Annotated in this window: 23 protein-coding genes; 11 read left to right on the top strand and 12 right to left on the bottom strand. The window is 64.1% G+C overall.

What is annotated here, in order from left to right; genetic code table 11:
* The first annotated feature begins 263 nt into the window (after window positions 1–263).
* The 5 genes from AC1DYW_RS24600 (at window position 264) to AC1DYW_RS24620 (ending at window position 5,485) form a co-directional block, all read left to right on the top strand.
* Complete coding sequence (locus AC1DYW_RS24600) at window positions 264–1,241, top strand: Bug family tripartite tricarboxylate transporter substrate binding protein (protein ID WP_457150941.1); 978 nt, start codon at window positions 264–266, stop codon at window positions 1,239–1,241.
* 134 nt (window positions 1,242–1,375) lie between these two features.
* Complete coding sequence (locus AC1DYW_RS24605; protein WP_477227923.1) at window positions 1,376–1,912, top strand: tripartite tricarboxylate transporter TctB family protein; 537 nt, start codon at window positions 1,376–1,378, stop codon at window positions 1,910–1,912.
* Window positions 1,913–1,916: 4 nt separating this feature from the next.
* Window positions 1,917–3,440, top strand: a complete 1,524-nt coding sequence (locus AC1DYW_RS24610) for a tripartite tricarboxylate transporter permease (RefSeq protein WP_095084691.1) — start codon at window positions 1,917–1,919, stop codon at window positions 3,438–3,440.
* Window positions 3,441–3,455: 15 nt separating this feature from the next.
* Window positions 3,456–4,640, top strand: a complete 1,185-nt coding sequence (locus AC1DYW_RS24615) for a CaiB/BaiF CoA transferase family protein (protein WP_477227924.1) — start codon at window positions 3,456–3,458, stop codon at window positions 4,638–4,640.
* Window positions 4,637–5,485, top strand: a complete 849-nt coding sequence (locus AC1DYW_RS24620; protein ID WP_477227925.1) for a citryl-CoA lyase — start codon at window positions 4,637–4,639, stop codon at window positions 5,483–5,485. Before AC1DYW_RS24615 ends, AC1DYW_RS24620 begins: the two co-directional genes overlap by 4 nt.
* A gap of 10 nt (window positions 5,486–5,495) precedes the next feature.
* Here AC1DYW_RS24620 and AC1DYW_RS24625 read toward each other — a convergent pair whose 3' ends face one another.
* Complete coding sequence (locus tag AC1DYW_RS24625; protein ID WP_477227926.1) at window positions 5,496–5,972, bottom strand: NUDIX hydrolase; 477 nt, start codon at window positions 5,970–5,972, stop codon at window positions 5,496–5,498.
* A 126-nt stretch (window positions 5,973–6,098) separates the two neighbouring features.
* Window positions 6,099–6,386: a hypothetical protein gene (locus tag AC1DYW_RS24630; RefSeq protein WP_477228090.1), complete on the bottom strand. Its 288-nt coding sequence runs from the start codon at window positions 6,384–6,386 to the stop codon at window positions 6,099–6,101.
* A gap of 361 nt (window positions 6,387–6,747) precedes the next feature.
* Between AC1DYW_RS24630 and AC1DYW_RS24635 the strand changes: the two genes are divergently transcribed.
* Window positions 6,748–7,314, top strand: coding sequence for an invasion associated locus B family protein (locus tag AC1DYW_RS24635; RefSeq protein WP_457150935.1), 567 nt, complete (start codon window positions 6,748–6,750; stop codon window positions 7,312–7,314).
* A 58-nt stretch (window positions 7,315–7,372) separates the two neighbouring features.
* Here AC1DYW_RS24635 and coaBC read toward each other — a convergent pair whose 3' ends face one another.
* The 3 genes from coaBC to ubiE all read right to left on the bottom strand — a co-directional run bounded on the left by coaBC (window position 7,373) and on the right by ubiE (window position 11,350).
* Entirely contained in the window at window positions 7,373–8,842 is a 1,470-nt protein-coding gene (gene coaBC / locus AC1DYW_RS24640; RefSeq protein WP_477227927.1) for a bifunctional phosphopantothenoylcysteine decarboxylase/phosphopantothenate--cysteine ligase CoaBC, read from the bottom strand.
* Window positions 8,843–8,928: 86 nt separating this feature from the next.
* The gene (gene ubiB, locus AC1DYW_RS24645; RefSeq protein WP_477227928.1) at window positions 8,929–10,503 is read right to left on the bottom strand and encodes a 2-polyprenylphenol 6-hydroxylase; all 1,575 of its coding nucleotides are present in this window, start codon (window positions 10,501–10,503) and stop codon (window positions 8,929–8,931) included.
* 70 nt (window positions 10,504–10,573) lie between these two features.
* On the bottom strand, window positions 10,574–11,350 hold the full coding sequence (gene ubiE, locus AC1DYW_RS24650; protein ID WP_477227929.1) for a bifunctional demethylmenaquinone methyltransferase/2-methoxy-6-polyprenyl-1,4-benzoquinol methylase UbiE: 777 nt from the start codon (window positions 11,348–11,350) through the stop codon (window positions 10,574–10,576).
* Window positions 11,351–11,484: 134 nt separating this feature from the next.
* Between ubiE and AC1DYW_RS24655 the strand changes: the two genes are divergently transcribed.
* From AC1DYW_RS24655 to AC1DYW_RS24665, 3 genes are all read left to right on the top strand, one after another.
* Window positions 11,485–12,459 (top strand): adenosine deaminase, encoded by a 975-nt coding sequence (locus AC1DYW_RS24655; RefSeq protein ID WP_477227930.1) that lies wholly within the window; start codon window positions 11,485–11,487, stop codon window positions 12,457–12,459.
* Between the two features lie 147 nt (window positions 12,460–12,606).
* Entirely contained in the window at window positions 12,607–13,236 is a 630-nt protein-coding gene (gene upp, locus AC1DYW_RS24660) for a uracil phosphoribosyltransferase (RefSeq protein WP_095084682.1), read from the top strand.
* Window positions 13,237–13,356: 120 nt separating this feature from the next.
* Entirely contained in the window at window positions 13,357–13,920 is a 564-nt protein-coding gene (locus AC1DYW_RS24665; RefSeq protein ID WP_095084681.1) for a TIGR02281 family clan AA aspartic protease, read from the top strand.
* Window positions 13,921–13,944: 24 nt separating this feature from the next.
* On the opposite strand, the gene deoA is transcribed toward AC1DYW_RS24665, so the two are convergent.
* The 6 genes from deoA to AC1DYW_RS24695 form a co-directional block, all read right to left on the bottom strand.
* The gene (gene deoA, locus AC1DYW_RS24670) at window positions 13,945–15,264 is read right to left on the bottom strand and encodes a thymidine phosphorylase (RefSeq protein ID WP_477227931.1); all 1,320 of its coding nucleotides are present in this window, start codon (window positions 15,262–15,264) and stop codon (window positions 13,945–13,947) included.
* Window positions 15,264–16,073, bottom strand: a complete 810-nt coding sequence (locus tag AC1DYW_RS24675; RefSeq protein WP_477227932.1) for a purine-nucleoside phosphorylase — start codon at window positions 16,071–16,073, stop codon at window positions 15,264–15,266. The genes deoA and AC1DYW_RS24675 overlap by 1 nt, the downstream gene beginning before the upstream one ends.
* Before the next feature lie 46 nt (window positions 16,074–16,119).
* Complete coding sequence (gene cdd, locus AC1DYW_RS24680; RefSeq protein WP_477227933.1) at window positions 16,120–16,512, bottom strand: cytidine deaminase; 393 nt, start codon at window positions 16,510–16,512, stop codon at window positions 16,120–16,122.
* 63 nt (window positions 16,513–16,575) lie between these two features.
* Window positions 16,576–17,547: an ABC transporter permease gene (locus AC1DYW_RS24685; protein ID WP_095084677.1), complete on the bottom strand. Its 972-nt coding sequence runs from the start codon at window positions 17,545–17,547 to the stop codon at window positions 16,576–16,578.
* Between the two features lies 1 nt (window position 17,548).
* Window positions 17,549–18,688 carry an ABC transporter permease gene (locus AC1DYW_RS24690; RefSeq protein WP_095084676.1) on the bottom strand — a complete coding sequence of 380 codons (1,140 nt, stop codon included), beginning with the start codon at window positions 18,686–18,688 and terminating at the stop codon, window positions 17,549–17,551.
* Window positions 18,685–20,217: an ABC transporter ATP-binding protein gene (locus tag AC1DYW_RS24695; RefSeq protein ID WP_477227934.1), complete on the bottom strand. Its 1,533-nt coding sequence runs from the start codon at window positions 20,215–20,217 to the stop codon at window positions 18,685–18,687. The genes AC1DYW_RS24690 and AC1DYW_RS24695 overlap by 4 nt, the downstream gene beginning before the upstream one ends.
* Window positions 20,218–20,458: 241 nt before the next feature.
* Between AC1DYW_RS24695 and AC1DYW_RS24700 the strand changes: the two genes are divergently transcribed.
* Together AC1DYW_RS24700 and AC1DYW_RS24705 are read left to right on the top strand one after the other, a co-directional pair.
* Entirely contained in the window at window positions 20,459–20,665 is a 207-nt protein-coding gene (locus tag AC1DYW_RS24700; RefSeq protein ID WP_184877134.1) for a SlyX family protein, read from the top strand.
* 22 nt (window positions 20,666–20,687) lie between these two features.
* The gene (locus AC1DYW_RS24705; protein ID WP_095084673.1) at window positions 20,688–21,086 is read left to right on the top strand and encodes a hypothetical protein; all 399 of its coding nucleotides are present in this window, start codon (window positions 20,688–20,690) and stop codon (window positions 21,084–21,086) included.
* Window positions 21,087–21,150: 64 nt separating this feature from the next.
* On the opposite strand, the gene AC1DYW_RS24710 is transcribed toward AC1DYW_RS24705, so the two are convergent.
* On the bottom strand, window positions 21,151–22,140 hold the full coding sequence (locus AC1DYW_RS24710; protein WP_095084992.1) for a BMP family lipoprotein: 990 nt from the start codon (window positions 22,138–22,140) through the stop codon (window positions 21,151–21,153).
* Window positions 22,141–22,273: the final 133 nt, after the last annotated feature.

Here is a 22,273-nt window from a genome sequence, read left to right on the forward strand (position 1 = left end):
CTAAGCAGACACCGCTGGCTTCGCCAACGCGTCGTCTGTTTAGGTTTCTTTGTTCGCCGCAGGTTCTTGTCGCAAAACCGCGGGACACTTTTGCGGAACCTGCTTAGCGGAGCCACTGTGTCGCGCTGCCGATGCGTTCTGTCTAGTAGAATATCGTTCCCGTTGACAGAACTCGGTAACATCTGCTTGAACTCGATTACGGGTCTGGATTCAGGCGCGTTTTGGCAGGCACCGGAGGAGGTGTCGTGATCTGGAGGAATCCCATGCTGAACAGACGCAGATTTTTAATGAGCACGGCGGCGGCAGGCGCTGCCGGCTTTGCAGGACTTCATCTCTCTCCCGCTTTCGCCGAAGGCGCGCCGCAGATCCAGATTTTCGTGCCGGCGGCACCTGGCGGCGGCTGGGACCAGACAGGGCGCACGATGGATCAGGTGCTGCGCAGCGAAAAGCTGATCTCCGGCTCGCAGATCACCAATGTCGGCGGCGCCGGCGGCACGGTCGGGCTGCCGCAGTTCATCAACCAATGGAACGGCAAAGGCAATTCGCTGATGGTTGCCGGCATGGTCATGGTCGGCGCGATCATCGCCAACAAGGCTGCCAACAATCTGACGCAAGTCACGCCGATCGCGCGCCTTACCGGCGAGTTCGAGGCCTTGGTGGTGCCGGCGGAGTCGCCGTTCAAGACGGCAGCTGATTTCGTCGCCGCACTCAAGGCCGATCCGACAAAGGTTCCTGTCGCTGGCGGCTCGGCCGGCGGTTCGGACCACATCCTGTTTGGGCTGATCGCCAAGACCGTCGGCGTGCCTGCGACAAACCTGTCCTACGTGCCGTTCGCCGGCGGCGGCGAGGCACTGTCGGCGCTGCTCGGCAATCAGGTGGCGGCCGGCATCTCCGGCTTCGGCGAGTTCTCCGAGCAGGTCAAGGCGGGCGCGCTGCGGCTGCTTGCCATCTCGGCCGACAAGCGCCAGGACGGCATCGACGCGCCGACGCTGAAGGAAGCCGGCATCGATGTCGAGCTGTTCAACTGGCGCGGGGTCTTCGCACCTCCCGGAGTTTCCGATGCCGACAAGGCGGCGATGATCACGCTGGTCGAGAGCATGGCTAAGAGCGATGCCTGGGCGACCGAGTGCAAGAACCGCAACTGGACGCAGATCCTGCTCACGGGCGATGATTATGCGAAATTCGTTGCCGAGGATACGGCCCGCATCGAGGCCATCCTGAAAGACCTCGGGCTCGCCTGATCTTCCCAAAAAGGGGCGGCGCTCGCCGCCCCTTCTCGCATGGAATGCAAAGCCGGCACTGCGGTGAGGACCGGCCGTGCGGTGCCGGGCATCTTGGCCAGCTATCCTGGCCAGTATTCTTGGGGAGGACAATCATGAGCAGCAGTGACCAGCAGGCGGCGTCGTCGCGCCTTGCCGTGCCGGAATTGTTGATCGGCGTCGGGCTTCTGGCCTGCGCCGGCGCTGTAGCCTGGCAGACGCTGGCGATCCCGGTGTCGCCGCTCTACTCCAAGGTCGGCCCGACCGTCTTTCCCTACCTCACCATGGTCGGTCTTGTGGTGCTTTCCCTGTTGCTCATCCTCGCGGCGCTTCGCGGCGGCTGGCAACCGGAGGAGGAAAAGGAAACGCCGACCGACTGGAAGGCGATGGGTTTCGTCGTCATCGGCCTCATCGCCAACCTGCTGCTGATCCAGCCGCTGGGCTTCACGGCGGCATCCGTCATCATGTTCGTTCTCGTCTGCTACGGCTTCGGCAGCAAGCGCACGCTGCGCGACGTAGGGCTCGGCCTGATCCTGGCGCTGGCCGCCTATTTCGGCTTCGCCAGGGCGCTCGGCGTCAACATCGGCGCCGGCTTCATCGAGAACCAGCTGAACACGGTGATCGATGCGATCATCGGCACGTTTGGAGCCTGACGCCATGGAAACGCTCGGCCATCTCGCACACGGCTTCTCGGTCGCCTTCACCCCAGTCAATCTTCTGTGGTGCCTGCTCGGCACCACGCTCGGCACCGCCATCGGCGTGCTGCCCGGTCTCGGGCCGGCGCTGACCATCGCCCTGCTTTTGCCGATCACCTACCAGGTGGCGCCGGAGGCCTCTTTCATCCTGTTCGCCGGCATCTATTACGGCGCCATGTATGGCGGCTCGACAACGTCGATCCTGCTCAACACGCCTGGCGAAAGCGCCACCATCGTCACCGCGCTGGAAGGCAACAAGATGGCGCGGTCCGGCCGCGGCGGGGCGGCACTTGCCACCTCGGCGATCGGTTCCTTCGTCGCGGGCACCATCGGCACCTTGGGCGTCGCCTTCCTGGCGCCCGTGGTGGTCAAATTCGCGCTCGCCTTCGGCCCGGCCGAATATTTCTCGCTGATGGTGTTGGCCTTCATCACGGTTTCGGCGGTGCTCGGTTCCTCGTCTGTGCGCGGCCTCACCAGCCTGTTCGCCGGCTTCGTCATCGGCATGATCGGCGTCGACCTGCAGACCGGCCAGCCGCGCTTCACCTTCGGCATGACCGAACTGCTTGACGGCGTCGACGTCATCATCTGCGCCGTCGGCCTGTTCGCCGTCGGCGAGACACTCTACATGGCCTCGCGCCGCTATGCAGGCAAGGACGAGATCGTGCCGCTGAGGGGCTCGCTCTACATGACATCAGCCGAATGGGCGCGTTCCTGGAAACCCTGGCTGCGCGGTGCGGCGATCGGCTTTCCGATCGGTGCCATGCCGGCAGGCGGCGCCGAAATCCCGACCTTCCTGTCCTACGCCATCGAAAAGAAGCTGTCGAACCACAAGGAGGAATTCGGCACGGTCGGCGCCATCGAAGGCGTTGCCGGCCCCGAAGCCGCCAACAATGCGTCCGCCGCCGGCGTGCTGGTGCCGATGCTGACGCTCGGCCTGCCGACCTCGGCGACGGCGGCGATCATGCTGTCGGCGTTCCAGAGCTACGGCATCAATCCGGGGCCGCTGCTTTTGACGACGCAGGGCGACCTCGTCTGGGGACTGATCGCCAGCCTGTTCATCGCCAACGTCATCCTCGTCATCCTTAACCTGCCGCTGATCGGGCTGTGGGTGCGCCTGTTGAAGATCCCGGCGCCGCAGCTCTATGCCGGCATCCTGGTGTTCGCCACGGTCGGCACCTATGGCATCTCGCAATCGCCTATCGACCTGGTCATCCTCTATCTCCTGGGGGCGGCCGGGTTCCTGATGCGGCGCTTCGATTTCCCGACCGCGCCGGTCATCATCGGCATGATCCTGGGGCCACTCGCCGAAACCCAGTTCCGCCGGGCGATGACCATCTCGAATGGCGACTGGTCGGTGTTCTACAAGCATCCGCTGTCATTGACGCTACTGACGCTCGCCTTCATCGGCCTGGTCGGGCCGCATATCTGGGCCTATGTCGAGCACCGCCGGCGGCGCGGACCGGAGCATGTGCCGGGCGATGCCTGATCGATTTGAGCTGTCATGACCGAATTGCTTTCCGGTATCCGCGTCCTCGACCTGACCAACGTCCTGGCTGGCCCCTATTGTGCCTATCAGCTGGCGCTGCTCGGAGCCGACGTGATCAAGGTCGAGGTCCCGCAAGGCGGCGACCTCGCACGCCAGCTCGGCGGATCGCCAAAGCTCAACAGCGCCGGCATGGGCGCCTCGTTCCTGGCGCAGAACGCCGGCAAACGATCGGTGGTGCTCGACCTCAAGAAGCCGGCCGATCGCGAACGCTTCCTCGATCTGGTCGCCAGCGCCGATGCGCTGGTGGAGAACTTCCGCCCCGGCGTGATGGATCGGCTCGGCCTTGGCTACGAGGCGCTCAAGGCGGTCCGCCCCGGCCTTGTCTATTGCGCGATATCCGGTTTTGGCCAGACCGGGCCGATGCGTGACAATCCCGCCTATGACCAGATCATCCAGGGCCTTTCGGGGATCATGAGCATCACCGGCACGCCGGAGACGGCGCCGCTGCGGGTCGGCTATCCGGTCGCCGACACGCTTGGCGGGCTGGTCGGCGCGTTCGCCATCGCCTCGGCGCTGGTGCGACAGAAGACAAGCGGCGAGGGCGCCTTTCTCGACGTCTCGATGCTCGAATGCACGCTCTCGGCGCTCGGCTGGCCGGTCTCCAACTACCTGACGGCAGCGGTCGATCCGCAGCCTATGGGCAATGAGAACATGACCGCTGCACCCTCCGGTGCCTTCCGCACCGGCGACGGACTGCTCAACATCGCCGCCAACAAGCAGGAGCAGTTCGTGGCGCTGTGCCGGCTGATCGGGCGGGCGGAGCTGGCGGTGGATCCGCGCTTTGCCGAGCGCGAGACCCGCAAGCGCAACCGTGCGGCGCTCAAAGTCGAGATCGAGGACGCCCTGGCGGGCGCCGCGGCGGCAGTCTGGGAAGAGACGCTCAATCGCGCCGGCGTGCCCGCGGGCAGGGTGCTGACGATCCCGCAAGTGCTGGCCGAGCCGCAAGTGCTCGAACGCCAGGTGACCGCGAATTTCGAGGGCGTGCCGGGTATGGACAGGCCGCTGACGGTTCTGCGCGGCGGCTTCATGGTCGATGGCGCGGCACCCCTGCCGACGAAGCCGCCACCGGCGCTGGGCGAGCATATGGACGAGGTTTTCGCCGATCTGCCGCCGCGCGCCAAGACAAAGGCACGGGCATGAGCACCGAGAAGAAGACCGGCCGTGAGCGCGGCGAGGAATGGTGGCAGACCGATATCATCGAGATGCGGCCCGGTGTCATCCGGCTGCGCGGCTATGAAATCCAGGATCTGATCGGCCGCGTCAGCTTCCCGGCGATGATCTGGCTGATGTTGCGTGGCGAGTTGCCCAGTGAGGACCAGGCGGCGCTGCTCGGCATTGCGCTGGGCGCCGCCGTCGACCATGGGCCGCAAGCGCCGTCGATCGCGATTGCGCGCATGGCTGCAACCTGCGGCGTCGGCATCAACAGCGCCATGGCCTCGGCCATCAACGTGCTCGGCGACGTGCATGGCGGTGCCGGCGAACAGGCGTTGACCTTCTACGGTGACATCGCTGTCGCGCTCGACGGTGGCATGACGCTGAATGAAGCCGTCTCGACGCGGCTCGACCGGTTCTTCGCCAAGGAGAAGGGTTATGTGCCGGGGCTCGGCCACCGTTTCCATCCGGTCGACCCGCGCGCGCCGCGCCTGCTGGAACTGACCCGCGCGTTTGCCGCGCGTGGTGTCGTCAATGGACGCTTCGCCGACATCGCCGAGGCGATCGAGGCGGACGTCGCCCGGCGCAAAGGGAAAAAGATACCGCTCAACATCGATGGCGCCACCGCCGTCATCTACGGCGAACTTGGCTTTCCGCCGCCGCTGACGCGCGGGCTTTTCGTGCTGTCGCGCTCGGTCGGCATCCTGGCGCATGCCTGGGAACAGTCACAGCAAGTCGAGCGAAACAAAGGGCCGCTGCCGCGCGAATGGTTGTGGGCCTATACCGGCGCGCCGGTGCGCCCCTTTCCCGAAGCGGACGACACGACCGAGTGAAAGTCCAGCCTCAGGCGAGGTCGAGTGGCTCGGGCTTGGCAATCATCAAGTTCGCCACCAGGCTCGAAAGGTCCGGCTCATCGATGAGCGTGGCCGCATCTGCGGCCGGCAGCCAGGCCCGCTGCCGCCGTTTGGCTTCCTGCCAGTCGGCCAGTTCCTCAGTGACCTCCAGCAGATAGACGATGACGTCGACGCGGACGAAGCGGTTGGCCAGCCGTTTCCAATAGGAGTAGCTGCCCGCCGGCTCCTTCAGCGTCTTGCCGAGCACGCCGGCTTCCTCTCGCGCTTCGATGGTGGCCGCCTTGCGTCCGCTCTTGCCCTTCATCGGCCAGCCCTTGGGGACGATGAAGCGTCTTGTGGTTCGCGATGTGACCAGCATCACCTCGACATCGCCACGCGCGTTCAGCCGAAACGGAATCGCCGCCACCTGACGGATGCTCTCGCCCTTCTTTGCCTTGCGTACGGCCTTCTTCTTGGTGGCTATCATTCGTGAATCCAGTCGATGCAATGCCGCATAGCGCGACAAGGCATCGTTGCAAAACCAAAACTTTCGCGTGTGCCGAAAGACACTCCGAATACATAAGTCGGCTAATAAATGAAAAACGCCGGCTTGTCAGCGGCAATTGCTCAAAACGGTGGCGCCGATTATCTGCGTCGTACAGCTTGGCTTGTATTGTGGCACCACCGGCTGCGGCTGCTGGACGATCTGGCGGTCCTGAGCACGATACTGCTGCTGTTGCTGCTGGTAGAGCTGCCGCTGCACCCGGTTCTGAAGGACTTGCAGGTCGTTCTGCCGGATCAGCGCGTTGTTGCCGTTGAGGGAATTGACGGCTTGCGCGGAAGCCGGCAGGCAAGCGCCGGCCAGCACTGCCGTCGCCAGCATTGCCGATGTGAAAACCATCAATGGTCGAAACGCCCACATCCGCTCATTCCCGCGTGAAGAAGTCATGGCCTTAATATAGGGCGTCTGTGCGGCTGTGCCATATCTTGGGGCTGATCGAAACAATATCGGTTTGTCGACCGGCGAAGGCCACCTCACGGCGGCGGAGAATCTGCCTGACAACCCCGCATTGCACTTGACGGAGGTCGTCGATTCGCCGCTCTATCGGTCGGCGCCCGTCGTGAGCTGCGTGGCGTCAATGGCGCCGGCCGTCAGCTATGACGGCGCCTCCGGCGAAACGGTTTGAACAGAACGCGATCGGCGCGTCTCTCAAGGTCAGCATCCAGCTGGCCCCAGGCGGAGCCGGGCGGGAGGAGTCTTGATGAGGAAGTACGCGTATTTCGTGGCAATGCTGGGTGTAGCCTGCGTCGTCGGTGTGCCGGCCGTGGCGGCGCAAACCAAGACCGCGGCGGCGCCGGCCGCCGATGCGCCGCAACTGCCCGGTGGCGCGTCGGCGTTGTCCGAGACCCATGGCGACTGGACGGTCAATTGCCAGATATCAGGCGCGACCAAGACCTGCAGCCTGTCGCATCAGCAATTCAACAAGCAAAACAACCAGCGCCTGCTGGCGATCGAGCTGTCGAGCAAAACCGGCGAGGATGCCGCCGGTACGCTCGCCCTGCCGTTCGGCCTGGCGCTGGCCAAGGGCGTCAGCCTGAGCATCGACGACCAGAAGCTGGATGGCAGCCTGCCATTCAACACCTGCCAGGTCGTCGGCTGCCTGGTGCCGGTGGCGTTCGATGCGACCCTCACGCCGCTGCTGAAGTCGGGTACCACCCTCAAGATCGATGCCTTCGCGGCAGACACCGGACAAGCGGTGACCTTTTCCATTCCGCTCAACGGTTTTGCCGGCGCCCTTGCCCGAACCGCGGAGCTTTTGTCCAATTGATCGCAGGGTCATGCAGAGCCGAATGACCTGAAGCGCGCCGTCGTTCCAGCGCCGCTGGTCAAACGACGGTCGTCTTCAGCCGTTCGGCGATCAGGGCGGCGAGCCGCGCCGCCACCTCGTCCTTGCTCATCTCGGGCCATTCCTCGACGCCGGCCCTGGATACGATCCGCACCCGATTGCGATCCCCGCCCATCACGCCTGAAGGACCGATGCCGCTTTCGTGCGACACGTCGTTGGCCACGATGAAATCGGCGCCCTTCTTGCGAAGCTTGGCTTCCGCGTTGCGCAAGAGATCCTGTGTCTCGGCGGCGAAGCCGACCACAAGGCCAGGTCGCTGGCTGTGATGGCCAACCCCGGCGAGAATGTCGGGATTCTCGACCATGCGCAAAACCGGCGGTCCTTCGCCGGGGACCTTCTTGATCTTCTCACCGGCCGAGTTCTCGCTGCGCCAGTCGGCAACGGCGGCGACGAACACCGCGGCGTCCGCAGGCAGAAGCTGCTCCACCGCATCGCGCATCTCTTGCGCCCGTTCGACATGGATGGTCTTCACCCCGGCGGGATCGGCGATGGTGACCGGACCGGAGACGAGGCGGACATCGGCGCCGAGCCTGGCCAGTGCCGCCGCAATGGCGTGGCCCTGCTTGCCGGACGAACGGTTGGCGATATAGCGCACCGGGTCGATCGGCTCATGCGTCGGGCCAGAGGTGACGATGATCCTGCGTCCCAACAGCGGCTTGGGGCTGACATCGAGCAGTGCCTCGATGGCGGCGACGATCTCCAGCGGTTCGGCCATGCGGCCTTCGCCCGCCTCATTGCTTTCGGCCATCTCGCCCCTGGCCGGACCGACAAAAGCGACGCCATCCTTCTGCAACGTCGCGCGGTTGCGGCGTGTCGCCGGATGCGCCCACATTCTTGGGTTCATGGCTGGCGCCATTAATACTGGCTTGTCGGTGGCGATCAGCACCGTCGAGGCAAGATCGTTGGCATGGCCGTTGGCAAGCTTGGCCATCAGATCGGCGGTAGCAGGCGCCACCACCAACAAGTCGGCCTCGCGCGACAGCCTGATATGGCCGACATCGTGTTCGTCATTGCGGTCGAACAGTTCGGTGAAGACATGGTCGGCGGAGAGCGCGCCCACCGACAGCGTGGTGACGAATTCCTGAGCGGCTGATGTCATGACCACCCGCACCGCGGCACCTCGCTCGCGCAACCGGCGGATGAGATCGAGCGCTTTGTAGGCCGCGATGCCGCCGCCGATGATGAGCAGGATGCGCTTGCCGGAGAGGCCGCGCGGCAAGGCTTTGCCTGCGGGTGCGGCAGCGGGAGTCGCTATGCCGTGCGAACTGGTCAGTTCGCGGAGGGTTTTCTCGATCTGGTCGATGCGGCCCATAGAACCGATCTGCCCGTCAACGGCGGCCCGGATCATCACCCGCGCCTGCTCCTCCATGGAGCGGTCGTTCTCCGCCGCCAATCGGCGCAGCAGTTCCTTGACCTCATCGTCCAGATTGCGGATCGTAATGCTGGCCATATGATTGCACTCTGCCGCAGTTGCTGAATGCAATGATAGCAATGCAATCAGAGCGCTGCAAGTTGCGGCGCCCGGATGTGGCTGGGCTATAGGATCTTCCAGGCGATATAGACCAGCGTCAGTGCGATCACCCATAGCGCCAGGCGGCCGGAGCGGCTGTAACGCGCCTCGGCCTTGCCGATGGCGCGGGCGGTGGTCTCGTCGAAGCGCAAGCCGTGCTCGGCCATCAGGTCGATCTCACGTGACAGCCGATCGGTGCGCGCCGCAAGCTCGGGCGCCTGGCGGGCCAGCGTCAGCAGCGCCTTGGCGCCATCGCGCGCATCGACCATCATGCCACGCGGGCCGAGATTGCCGGCGATCCAACCGCTAACCACCGGCTCGGCCGTCTTCCACATGTTGAAGGCCGGGTCGAGCGTGCGCGCGACGCCCTCGACCACCACCATGGTCTTCTGCAGCAGGATCAGTTCCGGCCGCGTCGCCATGTCGAAGAGTTCAGTCACTTCGAACAGCAGCGTCAAAAGCTTGGCCATCGAAATGGTCTCGGCCGGCTGGCCGTGGATCGGCTCGCCGATCGCCCGGATTGCTTGCGCAAAGGCCGCGACATTGTGCTGGCGCGGCACATAGCCGGCCTCGAAATGCACCTCTGCGACACGCAGATAGTCGCGGGTGATGAAGCCGTAGAGGATTTCGGCGAGGAACCGGCGCTCCTTCTTGCCGAGCCTGCCGGCAATGCCGAGATCGACGGCGACGATGGTGCCGTTTGCTTCGACAAACAGATTGCCCGGATGCATGTCGGCGTGGAAGAAGCCATCGCGCAGCGTGTGGCGCAGGAACGACTGGATGAGGTTGGCGGCGATGGTTTTCAGGTCATGACCGGCAGCGGCAAGGCCGGCAATGTCGTTCATCTTGACGCCGTCGACCCACTCCATGGTCAGCACGTCGCGGCCGGTGCGCTCCCAGTCGACGGATGGCACGCGAAAACCGGGATCATCCTTGGTGTTTTCGCCGAGTTCCGAAAGCGCGGCTGCCTCGAGGCGGAGGTCCATCTCGATCCTTGTGGTCTGCGCCAGCGTCTCGGTGACCTTGACCGGCCGTAGCCGGCGCGACGACGGAATGTATTTCTCCTGCAGGTGGGCGGCGAGGAAATAACTTTCGAGATCCTGGAAGAAGTGGCGGCGCACGCCCGGCCGGATGACCTTTACAGCGACCTTGGTTGCAGCGCCGTCATGGATGGTTTCGGCAGCGTGGACCTGGGCAATGGAAGCGGCTGCGACCGGGTCGCCGAATTGCGCGAAGAGATCGCCGACCTTGCGCCCGAGCGAAGCCTCGATAGCCGCGATCGCCTCGGCCCTGGGGAAGGTGTGCATCTTGTCCTGCAACATGGCGAGATCGAGCGCCATGTCGTTGCCGACGACGTCGGGGCGTGTCGCCAGGAACTGGCCGAGCTTGACATAGGATGGCCCGAGCCGGACGACCGCCTTGGCCAGCCGGTCGCTGCGCTCATAGGCCAGTGCGCGGCGGCGGGTGAACAGCCGCGCCAGCCGCCAGCCGAACTTCGGCAGGCCCGACAGTTCCTCGCCCGGCAAGGCGGCGACGACGCCCTCGCGCACCAGCACCCAGCCCGCCCGTACGAGCCGAAACCCAGCGCTGACGGTGCTCATGGCCGTGCCCGTCCTACCGGTTCTTCGAACCGGCATGGCGCACGTCGACTGGGAGAAATGCGGTCCAGCCTCAAAGCTTCCAGCCCGAATGAAGTGCCGCGATGCCACCGGAATAGTTGCGGAAGGAGACGCGATCGAAGCCGGCGCGGGAAATCATCGTCGCGAAATTCTGCTGGTTGGGAAACCTGGCGATCGATTCGACCAGATAGGAATAGGGCTCGCCGTCGCCGGTGACCATCTTGCCGATCTTCGGAATGGCGTTGAACGACCAGGCTTCATAGGCCTTGTCGAGCAACGGCATCTCGACTTCGGAAAATTCGAGGCAGAGGAACCGACCGCCCGGCTTCAGCACGCGGAACGCTTCACTGAGCGCGACATCGATGCGCGGCACGTTGCGAATGCCGAAAGCGATGGTGTAGGCATCGAATGTGGCGTCGGGGAAGGGCAGTTCCTCGGCATTGGCCTCGACGAAGTCGGTGTTGCCGGACAGGCCTTTCTTCTCGGCTCGATCGCGGCCGACGTCGAGCATCGAGCCATTGATGTCGAGCACGGTGGCGTGGGCATTGCCTTGACTGGCATCGACGATGCGGAAGGCGATGTCGCCGGTGCCACCGGCAACGTCGAGCACGCGCCAGCCCATTCTTTTGGGAGGATTGAGCCAGGTGACCATGGCATCCTTCCACAGCCGGTGCAGGCCGGCCGACATCAGATCGTTCATCAGGTCGTATCGGTTGGCAACCTTGTGGAAAACATCGTTGACCAGGGACTGCTTGTCGCCAGCCCCTACACGCTTGAAACCATAGGAGGTTTCCATGCCGCCCGCGGCCGTGGTTCTCTCAACTGACATTTTTTTGATCCGTCATAAAACCGGCGGGACCATAGCCGATCGATGGTGCGGGCGCTATTGTTTAAGGCGCGGTGTTCAGCCGCGCTTCCAGGTGTTGGATTTTCAAGACTTGGACTGACCGACGGGATGATTGAATGCCTTTGAAAGCGGAATTGCACTGCCACATTGAAGGGGCAGCGGCGCCTGAACTCGTCATCCGCCAGGCGCAGAAATACGGCAAGGATACCTCGCCCTATATCCAGAACAGTTCATTCGTCTGGCATGATTTCACATCCTTCCTCGCGGCCTATGACTTTTCCTCCGATCTGTTCCGGACGGAGGAGGATTATGCGCGGCTGGCCGACCATTATCTGACCAGCCTCGCCCGCGACGGCGCTATCTATTCCGAGGTGTTCACTTCGCCCGACCACGCCACGAAGGCCGGGCTGTCGCCCAAGGCCTACACCGACGCGCTTGGCGAAGGCATGGCCCGCGCCAAGGCCAAGACCGGCATCGAGGGCCGCATGATCGTCACCGGCGTACGCCATGTCGGCGTCGAGTCGATCGAGCAGGCGGCACGCTTCGCGGCGCGCTGCGGGCACCCGCTGGTCACCGGCTTCGGCGTCGCCGGCGACGAGCGCATCGGCGACATGGAGGACTATGTCAGGGCCTTCGAGATCGCACGCGAGGCCGGGCTCGGCATTACCATCCATGCCGGCGAACTGACAGGCTGGGAGACCGTCAAGGCGGCGCTCGATCACATCCGTCCCTCCCGCATCGGCCATGGCGTGCGGGCCATCGAAAACCCGGACCTTGTCCGGCGCATTGCCGATGAGGGCATCGTGCTGGAGTGCTGCCCTGGCTCCAACATCGCGCTCAAGGTGTTCGACAGTTTTGCCGACCATCCCTTTCCGGCCCTGCAGGCGGCCGGCTGCAAGGTGACGCTCAATTCCGACGATCCACCCTATTTCTGGACCTCGCTGAAGCGCGAATACGAAATCGCCGCCGAGCATTTCTCGATGACCGAAAAGGCGCTGACCGCCGTCACCAGAACGGCCATCGAGGCCGCTTTCGTCGACCGAAAGACCAAGACCGCGCTTCTTGCCCGCCTCAACGGCGCCTCTCGCTGATTTCTACCGACAAAGCTGTGGTCGGTGCTGGCCAAACGGTTCCTTGGCCGGCGTATTGCCGCTAGGGTTCACTCAAGCAGCTTGAAGCGCGGCGCGTCCGAAAGGGACCATGCGCGCACATTCGGGCGCAGGCATCAGGAGAACACCATGCAGGGCGTCACCGTCGTCGACCATCCGCTTGTCCAGCACAAGCTGACCATCATGCGCAAGAAGGAGACCTCGACGGCCGGCTTCCGGCGGCTGCTGCGCGAGATTTCGCTGCTGCTCGGCTATGAGGTCACCCGCAACCTCGAACTGACGACGACGACGATCGAAACGCCGATCGAGACGATGGAGGCGCCGACGCTGGAGGGCAAGAAGCTGGTTTTTGCCTCGGTGCTGCGCGCCGGCAACGGCTTGCTCGAAGGCCTGCTCGACCTGGTGCCGGCGGCCCGCGTCGCCCATATCGGCCTCTACCGCGACCATGAGACGCTGGAAGCGGTGGAATATTTTTTCAAGGCGCCGAGCGACCTCGCCGACCGGCTGGTGATCGTCGTCGACCCGATGCTGGCCACCGCCAATTCGGCGATCGCGGCGATCGACAAGCTGAAAGGGCGCGGCGCCACCAACATCCGCTTCCTTTGCCTGCTGGCGGCGCCCGAAGGCATCGAGCGCTTCACCAAGGCGCATCCGGATGTTCCCGTCTTCACCGCTTCGATCGACCGCCAGCTCAACGAGAAGGGCTACATCATGCCTGGGCTCGGTGATGCCGGCGACCGCATGTACGGGACCAAGTAGTACCAGGCAAAGTTGCCTGGTACGATTTACCAAATGTTTACGCAAAGGCGTGGTTTTGGCGTGCGTTAAAGCGGCAATCACCATCCGGGCTTATGGATCGGCCGTCACGAAGGCCGATCCATGCTGCGCAAACTTCTCATCCTTGGCGTTTTCGCCGGCACATCGGCATCGATACCGATCGTGTATCAGTCCAACCCGCAAATCATCGAGAACCTGCTGAGATCGTCGATGACAGGCAAGGCCGCGGTCGAGGCCCAGCCGGACGTCAATCTGGCAGTGGTGCCCGACAAGCCGGCCACGCCGCTGCTGCTTGGCCGCAAGGTCATCGTTACGGCTGACGAGCGGGGACATTTCTCATCGGCCTTCAAGCTCAACGGACGTCAGGTCGACGGCATGATCGACACCGGCGCCACGCTGGTTGCCATCAACACCTCGACGGCACGCAGGATTGGCCTGTCGCTGAACCCTTCCGACTTCAGTCACGAGGTCAGCACCGCCAATGGCTCGATCAAGGCTGCGGTGGCAATGATCGACCGGCTTCAGATCGGCAGCATCACGGTCAATGACGTCCAGACCATCGTGCTCGACGACAAGGCACTGCAGACCAATCTGATCGGCATGAGCTTCCTCAATCGGCTTGGCAAATTCCAGGCCGAGAATGGGACGCTGCTGCTCGTTCAATAATCTGCCGCGCGGAAGAATCCGCAATCAGCCGCGTGGAAGAATCCGCCGGATGACCGACTTGTCGGCAGCCGGCTTTGAGGCGCCAATCGCATAGGCCGTAATCACAGCGGCGGCGGCCGCCTCGGCATCGGCCAATGAGCGGGCATGGATCAGCGCCAGCGGCTCGCCAGCCCGAACCTCCGCGCCGACCGGCAGCAGCCTGGTGATGCCGACCGCGTGATCGACCTTGTCGTCCGGCCGCGTGCGTCCGCCTCCCAGGCCAACCACGGCGAGCCCGATGTCGCGGGTCGTTACGCCTGTGACGAAGCCGTCTTCGGTCGCCTTGACGGCAAACTCGGTCGCCGCCACGGCCAAGTATTTTTCCGGTTTCTCGATGAAATCGGCGGGACCGCCGAGCGCGGCGACCATGCGTGCGAAAGTGGCGGCGGCGCGGCCGCTGGCAAGCGTCTCGGTAGCGCGCCGCATGCCATCCTGGTTCGACGACACCAGTCCCGCCGATTGCAGCATTTCGGCGGCGAGCGCCAGCGTCACATCCTCAAGCCGACGATCACGAAGACGGCCGGTCAGGAAGTCGACGGCGTTGCGCACCTCGACTGCGTTGCCGGCGGCCGAGGCCAGCGGCTCATTCATGCCGGTGATCAACGCCGAGGCCTTCAGGCCCGCGCCATTGGCGATCTCGACAAGGCTGTTGGCAAGCGCGGTCGCGTCCCGCGACTTTTCCATGAAGGCACCGTTGCCGACCTTGACGTCGAGCACCAACGACTGCAGCCCGGCCGCCAGCTTCTTCGACAGGATCGAAGCGGTGATCAGCGGCACCGATTCGACCGTGCCGGTGACATCGCGGATCGCGTAGAGCCGTCGATCTGCCGGCGCGAGGTCCGCGGTCTGGCCGATAATGGCGCAGCCGGTTTCAAGCACCGCCTTACGAAACAGCGCGATATCGGGCTGGCTGGCATAGCCGGGGATCGCATCCATCTTGTCCAGCGTGCCGCCGGTATGGCCAAGGCCACGGCCGGAGATCATCGGCACATAAGCGCCGCAGGCGGCGACGATCGGCGCCAGCATCAGCGAGACATTGTCGCCGACGCCGCCTGTCGAATGTTTGTCGGTCACCGGGCCGGGCAGGTCCGACCAGTCGAGCACGTCACCGGAATCGCGCATCGCCAGCGTCAGTGCCACCGCCTCGTCGCGGCTCATGCCGTTGAAGAACACCGCCATGGCGAAGGCGCCGACCTGGCCGTCCGAAACGGCCCCTTCGGTGATGCCTTCGACGAAGCCGGCGATCTCCTGCGCCGACAGCTTCAGGCCATCGCGCTTGCGTCGGATGATTTCCTGGGGAAGCATCAGCTCTCCAGCAGTCCGTCGCGGAACACGCGCTGCAGGATCGTTGCCAGCCGCGCGCCGCCGATCGGCGCCATGTCCTTGGTCTCCTGATGCGAGAGCTCGGCCCCGGTCATGCCGGCCGCCAAATTGGTGATGACCGAGCAGGCGGCGACCCGAAGTCCGAGGAAGCGGGCAAGTATGACCTCCGGCACGGTCGACATGCCGACCGCATTGGCGCCCATGATGCGCGCCATGCGGATTTCGGCGGGCGTTTCGAAGCACGGGCCCGAGAACCACATGTAGACGCCCTTGTGAAGTGCTGTGCCGGTTGCCTTCGCCGCCCGTTCGATCGCCTTTCGGATGCCGGCATCATAGGCTTCGGTCAGGCCGACGAAGCGGCTGTCGCTGGGCTCGCCGATCAGCGGATTGGTGCCCGAGAAATTGATGTGGTCCGATATCAGCATCACCGAGCCTGGCGGCATGTCCGGATCGACCGAACCGGCGGCATTGGTGAGGATCAGCTTGGTGATGCCGATACCGGCAAGCACTTCCAGCGCCGGCCGCATCGCCGCCGCGTTGCCGTGCTCGTAGTAATGGGCGCGGCCGGACAGCATCAGCACCGGCACGCGGGCAAACAGCCCCGCCACCACCTGGCCAGCATGGCCGGTGACGCCACTTCTGGGAAAGCCCGGCAGGTCGGCGTAGGAAATGCGGATCGGATCCTTGATCTGGTCGACCAGCCCGCCCAGGCCTGAACCCAGCACCAGTGCGGTCGACGGCGCCAGGCCGTCCAGCCTTTCGACGAGATGGTCGAGCGCCTTTTCCTTCATCGCAGCCAACTCTTCATTTTCGCCGGTTCTTCGTTCAACCAGGTCTTCATTTCAAAATGTCGCCGCGGAAACCGTAGGGCAGCATCTCGCCCATGGTCACGGTCTCGGCCACGCCGGCATTGTCGCAGAGATAGAGTTTTGTTTCCGGCCGGCAGAATTCGGCCAGTCGCTGCCGGCAGCCGCCGCAAGGCGAGCATTTCGCCATGCGTTCGGCAAGGACGGCGATTTCGACGATCTTGCCGCCGCCACCCATGATGTAGTGGCCAAGCGCGGTGGTCTCGGCGCACCAGCCTTCCGGATAGGAGGCAATTTCGATGTTGGCGCCGGCAAAGACGCGCCCGTCCTCGGTGCGCAAGGCGGCGCCGACCGGGAACTTCGAATAGGGCGCATAGGCCTTGGCCATGGCAGCTTTGGCCGCTTCGAACAGATCATGCGACATTGGTTCGTTCTCTCCGACGATCGTGTCCAAAACCCGGCGCCTGCGCCGGGTAGCGCTTCGACCTCAGCGTTCCTTGACGTAAGGCACGCCGCCGGCGCGCGGCGGGATCGCCTTGCCGATGAACCCAGCGAGCAGGATAACAGTGAGGATATAGGGCAGCGCCTGCATGAACTGCACCGGTACCTTGCCGATGATGGGCAGCGGCGAGCCTTGCAGGCGGATCGCCGCCGCGTCGAGGAAGCCGAACAAGAGGCAGGCGAACATGGCGTTGACCGGCTTCCACTTGGCGAAGATGAGCGCGGCCAGCGCGATGTAGCCCTTGCCGGCGGTCATGTCCTTCACGAAGCCGCCATTCTGCACCATCGACAGATAGGCACCGGCGATGCCGGTCAGTACGCCGGTGCAGATCAGCGCCCGGTAGCGCAGCCAGGCGACCGAGATACCGGCGGTGTCGACGGCGGCCGGGTTCTCGCCGACGGCGCGCAGCCTGAGGCCGAAGCGGGTGCGAAACAGCACCCACCAGGTGAACGGCACCATCAGGAAAGCGAGATAGACCAGGATCGAATGGCCCGACAGAAGCTCGGCATAGATCGGTCCGATGATAGGCACGTCGTGGATCGCGTCGGCACCCGGCCAGGTGATGGCCTCGAAGCGCTCGCCCGGTTGCAACGCCGGCGTGCGCCCGCCTTGCTGGAACCACGCCTGGCCGAGGATGATGGTCGATCCGGCGGCGATGAAATTGATCGCCACGCCAGAGACGATCTGGTTGCCGCGGTGGGTGATCGAGGCAAAGCCGTGGACCATCGCAAAGGCGACGGAGATCAGGATGGCCATGCCGAGGCCGAGAAAGGCCGAATGGAACACGGAAGCGGCCGCGGCACCGGCGAAGGCGCCGACCAGCATCTTGCCTTCGAGGCCGATGTCGAAGATGCCGGCGCGCTCCGAATAGAGGCCGGCAAGGCAAGCGAGCAGCAGCGGCACCGAGAGGCGGATGGTGGAGTCCAATGTCTGGACGATTGCGTTGAACACATCCATCTCAGGCACCCTTCCCCTTGACCGCTTCCATGCCGACCGATCGCGGACTGAACGAAGCGAACAGCGCCTGGATGTACGGCCTGAACATGTGCTCGAGCGCACCGGCGAACAGGATGACCAGACCCTGGATGATGACGATCATGTCGCGGCTGATCGCCGGCATTTCGAAGGCAAGCTCGGCGCCGCCCTGGTAGAGCATGCCGAACAAGATCGCCGCCAGCACGATGCCGACCGGGTGCAGGCGGCCCATCAGCGCCACGGCGATGCCGACGAAACCAGCGCCACTGACAAAGTCGATCGCGACATTGTGCTGGTCGCCCATCACGGGGTTAAGCGCCATCATGCCGGCCAGCGCGCCGGAGATCATCATGGCGGTGATGATGATGCGGGTTTCCGAAATTCCGGCATAGCGTGCCGCCTTCGGGCTGTGGCCGTAGGTGCGCATCTCGTAGCCAAGCTTGGTGCGCCAGATCAGCAGCCAGACCAGGAAGGCCATGACCAGCGCCAGCAGGAAGCAAACATTGAGCGGCGCCGAGCGGATCTTGGCGCCGAACAGTTCGATGATCCAGTTGAGCTTCGGCAGTTCCGCGCCGGCGAGGAAGTTGCGCGTCTGCGGCGCTTGCGACCCTGCCGGCTTCAAGGGGCCGACCAGCAGGTAAACCATGATCGAAGCGGCGATGAAGTTGAACATGATGGTGGTGATGACGATGTGCGAGCCACGCTTGGCCTGCAGGTAGGCGGGGATAAGCGCCCACAACGCGCCCACGACCGACGAAGCGACGATGGCCAGCGGAAATGTCAGCCACCATGGCAGCACGCTGTCGAAGGAAAGACAGACCACGGCGATACCGAGGCCGGCGATGTAGGCCTGCCCCTCGGTGCCGATGTTGAACAGGCCGCAATGCGCCGCCACCGCCACCGAAAGCCCGGTGAATATGAAGGTGGTGGCATAGAAGAGGGTGAAGGCAATGCCTGTGCCCTTGCCGAAGGCGCCTTCGACCAGGATGACGGCGGCGCGCAACGGGTTCTCGCCGACCAGAAGCACGACGAAACCGGCGACGACGAAGGCAACGAACAGGTTGATCAGCGGGATCAGGCCGTAATCGGCCCAGGCCGGCAGTTTGGCGTAAGGCGTGCTCATTGGGCGGCCTCCTGATGCTCGACACCAGCCATCAGCAGGCCGAGTTCGCCTTCGGTCGCTTCCGGGCCGCGCTCGCCGACGATGCGGCCGGCAAACATCACCAGGATGCGGTCGGAGAGCGAGCGGATCTCGTCCAGCTCGACCGAGACCACCAGCACCGCCTTGCCCTGGTCGCGCATGGCGATCAGGCGCTTGTGGATGAATTCGATGGCGCCGACATCGACGCCGCGTGTCGGCTGGCCGACGATGAGAACACCCGGGTCCTGTTCCATTTCCCGCGCCAGCACGATCTTCTGCTGGTTGCCGCCGGAGAAGTTGGCGGTCTTCAGCCGGCAGTCGGCCGGACGGATGTCGTATTTGGCGATCTTGTCCTTGGCATCGTTGCGGATGGCATCGATGTTGAGGAACGGCCCTTTCAAATAGCGAGGGTCGTCGTGATAGCCGAGGATGGAATTCTCGTTCTCCTCGAATGCCAGCACCAGCCCGACGTGATGGCGGTCCTCCGGCACATGGGCGAGGCCGCGGTCGCGCAATTCGCCCGGATCGGCGGCACCCGTCAGGTCGATCGGCTTGCCGTCGAGCATGACCGAGCCGGAAACGGCGTGCCGGATGCCGGAAATCGCCTCAAGCAGCTCGGATTGCCCGTTGCCGGCGACGCCGGCGATGCCGACGATCTCGCCGGCGCGAATGTCGAAGGAGATGTCGTCGACCATGGTGACGCCGCGCGTATCCTTCACCGTCAGGTTCTTGACCGCGAGCTTGACGGCGCCAGCATCCGCCTCGCCCTTCTCGACCCTGAGCAGCACGCGCCGCCCGACCATCAGCTCGGCCAGTTCCTCGACGGTGGTCTTCCTGGTCTCGCGCGTCGCCACCATCGTGCCCTGGCGCATCACCGACACGGTGTCGGTGATGGCCATGATCTCGCGCAATTTGTGGGTGATCAGCACCACCGTCTTGCCCTGTTCCTTCAGCTGCCCGAGGATGCGGAACAGGTGGTCGGCCTCGGCCGGGGTCAGCACGCCCGTTGGCTCGTCGAGGATCAGGATCTCGGCGCCGCGATAGAGCGCCTTCAGGATTTCCACACGCTGCTGCAGGCCGACAGGCAGTTCCTCGATGATCGCATCGGGATCGACCTCCAGCCCATATTCGCGTTCGAGACGGTCGAGTTCAGAGCGCGCCTTGGCGATGCTCCGCTTCAGCAGCGCATCGCTCTCGGCGCCCAGAATGATGTTTTCCAGCACCGAGAAATTGTCGACCAGCATGAAATGCTGATGCACCATGCCGATGCCGAGCGCGATGGCGTCATTGGGTGTCTTGATCGAGGCCGGCTGGCCGCCGACGTGGATCTCGCCGCTGTCGGCCTGGTAGAACCCATAGAGGATCGACATCAGCGTCGACTTGCCGGCGCCGTTCTCGCCGACAATGCCATGGATGGTACCGCGTGCGATCTCCAGATTGATGTCGCGGTTGGCGCGCACGGCGCCAAAACTCTTGTTGATACCAATCAACTCGATTGCGGCTTGCGCCATGCAGCCTGTCCCACTCTTATTTTTTATCGCTTGGTCAAAACGCCTAGCATGACACTCCGCCCGTGCCAATTGGCGGAGCATTGGTCACTCTCGACAAATCCCGGTGTGCTTGTCAATTTCCAACGTGGCCGGGGCCTTCACATTCGCTACTATGGCAAAGGTGAAATTGACATCGCGGCGCAAGGCGTCGCCATGCACTGCGCTGCGAGGCATTATGCTGCCAGACTGGGGACTTTGAATGATCATGCCCGCCGACCGGCTGACGACGCTGGAGATCCGCGCCGCCGAACAGGAGAAGACGATCGAAGAACTATCCGGCCAGATCGCCGAGCAGTGGAAGGTGATCGAGCGCATGCAGCGCAAGCTCGATGCGCTGACGGACCGCTTCCTGGCGCTGGAGGAGCAGGCGGCGCCGGACGTGCCCATAACCAAGCCGCCGCACTGGTGAGGAAGAAGGGGAGGGGGAAGTCATGGCCAGTGAAAGCGATCGCGTCGCGCGGGCCGGCGACTATGTGCTCGGCCTGATGAACGATGCGGAACGCGAACGGGCCGAGCGCGACCTGGAGATCGACGCTGCCTTCCGCGATGCGGTCGTGCAACTTGCTGAACGCATGCACCTCTTCGACCGCGCCAAACCGGCTGATGGCGAAGAGCGTTGGACGGAGATCACGCAGCGCATTGCCGACCTGCCGCAGATGCGCACCTTCGGTCTGGGCGGCAGCGATGCCAAATCACCGACGGTGATCCGAAGCCTGTCGCAGGCGCCGCACGGCTTCGGCCTGCACGCGCTTGGCGGCCGTCGCGGATTTGCCGTTGCCGTCGGGCTGATCGTGGTCTTCGCGCTGGGTTATCTGGCGGGCAAGCTATAGCCAACGCAAAACCGCCGGGCTTGCGCCCGGCGGTTTGCAGATAATGGCTGTACGTCCGTGCCGATCAATACGGGCAGGCGTTGTCGGCGGTGTAGTCGTGCACTTCGAGCTTGCCGGCGATGATGTCGGCTTTGGCCTTTTCGACCGCCGCCTTCATCTCGTCGGTCACCAGCGCCTTGTTGTTGTCGTCCATGGCGTAGTCGACGCCGCCTTCCTTGAGGCCGAGATTCTCGACGCCACCCTTGAAGGTGCCGTTCTTGCCGTCCAGGAAGGCGGTGTAGACGGCAACGTCGACGCGCTTGAGCATCGAGGTCAGCACCTTGCCGGGCTGCAGGCCGTTCTGGTTGGAATCGACGCCGATGCCGAGTTTGCCGGCATCCGCCGCAGCCTGGAGCACGCCGACGCCGGTGCCTCCAGCCGCGGCGTAGACCACATCGGAGCCCTGGTCGATCTGCGTCTTGGCGATCTCGCCGCCCTTGGCCGGGTCGTTCCAGGCAGCCGGCGTGTCGCCGGTCATGTTCTGGATGACGTCCGTCGCGCCTGCCGACTTGGCGCCGCCGACATAGCCGCATTCGAACTTGCGGATCAGCGGAATGTCCATGCCGCCGATGAAGGAGACCTTCTTAGACTTCGAAGCCATCGCCGCCATGATGCCGACGAGGTAAGAGCCCTCATTCTCCTTGAATACCAGCGAGCGGACATTGGGCAGATCGACGGCATCGTCGATGATGGCGAAGTTGAGGTCAGGATATTCGGCCGCGACCTTCTTCAGCGCATCCTCCCAGGCAAAGCCGGCCATGACGATGGGGTTGCGGCCGTCCTCGGCGAAGCGGCGCAGCGCCTGCTCGCGCTGCGAGGCGTTGGACACTTCGAACTCGACATAGGCGACGCCGGTCTCGGTCTTGAATTTCTCGGCGCCATGAAAGGCAGCCTCGTTGAAGGATTTGTCGAACTTGCCGCCGAGATCATAGAGGATGGCCGGCTGGACATCCGCGGCGAAAGCCGGAAGAACCATTGCGGTTGCGGCCAGGAGGCCGAGAACGATACGTTTCATGTGATCCACACCCTGTCGGTTATTTTTTCCGTTACGCGCCGCATGCCGGCCCGGTTCTTCGGCAGGCATACGACATCAGCCAGGAGTGTATTCCCCTCCCGCTCGGCGGCAATCTGGCACGGCCCGAAACAAA

The sequence above is a fragment of the Mesorhizobium sp. P2_D5 genome, from assembly GCF_056404355.1.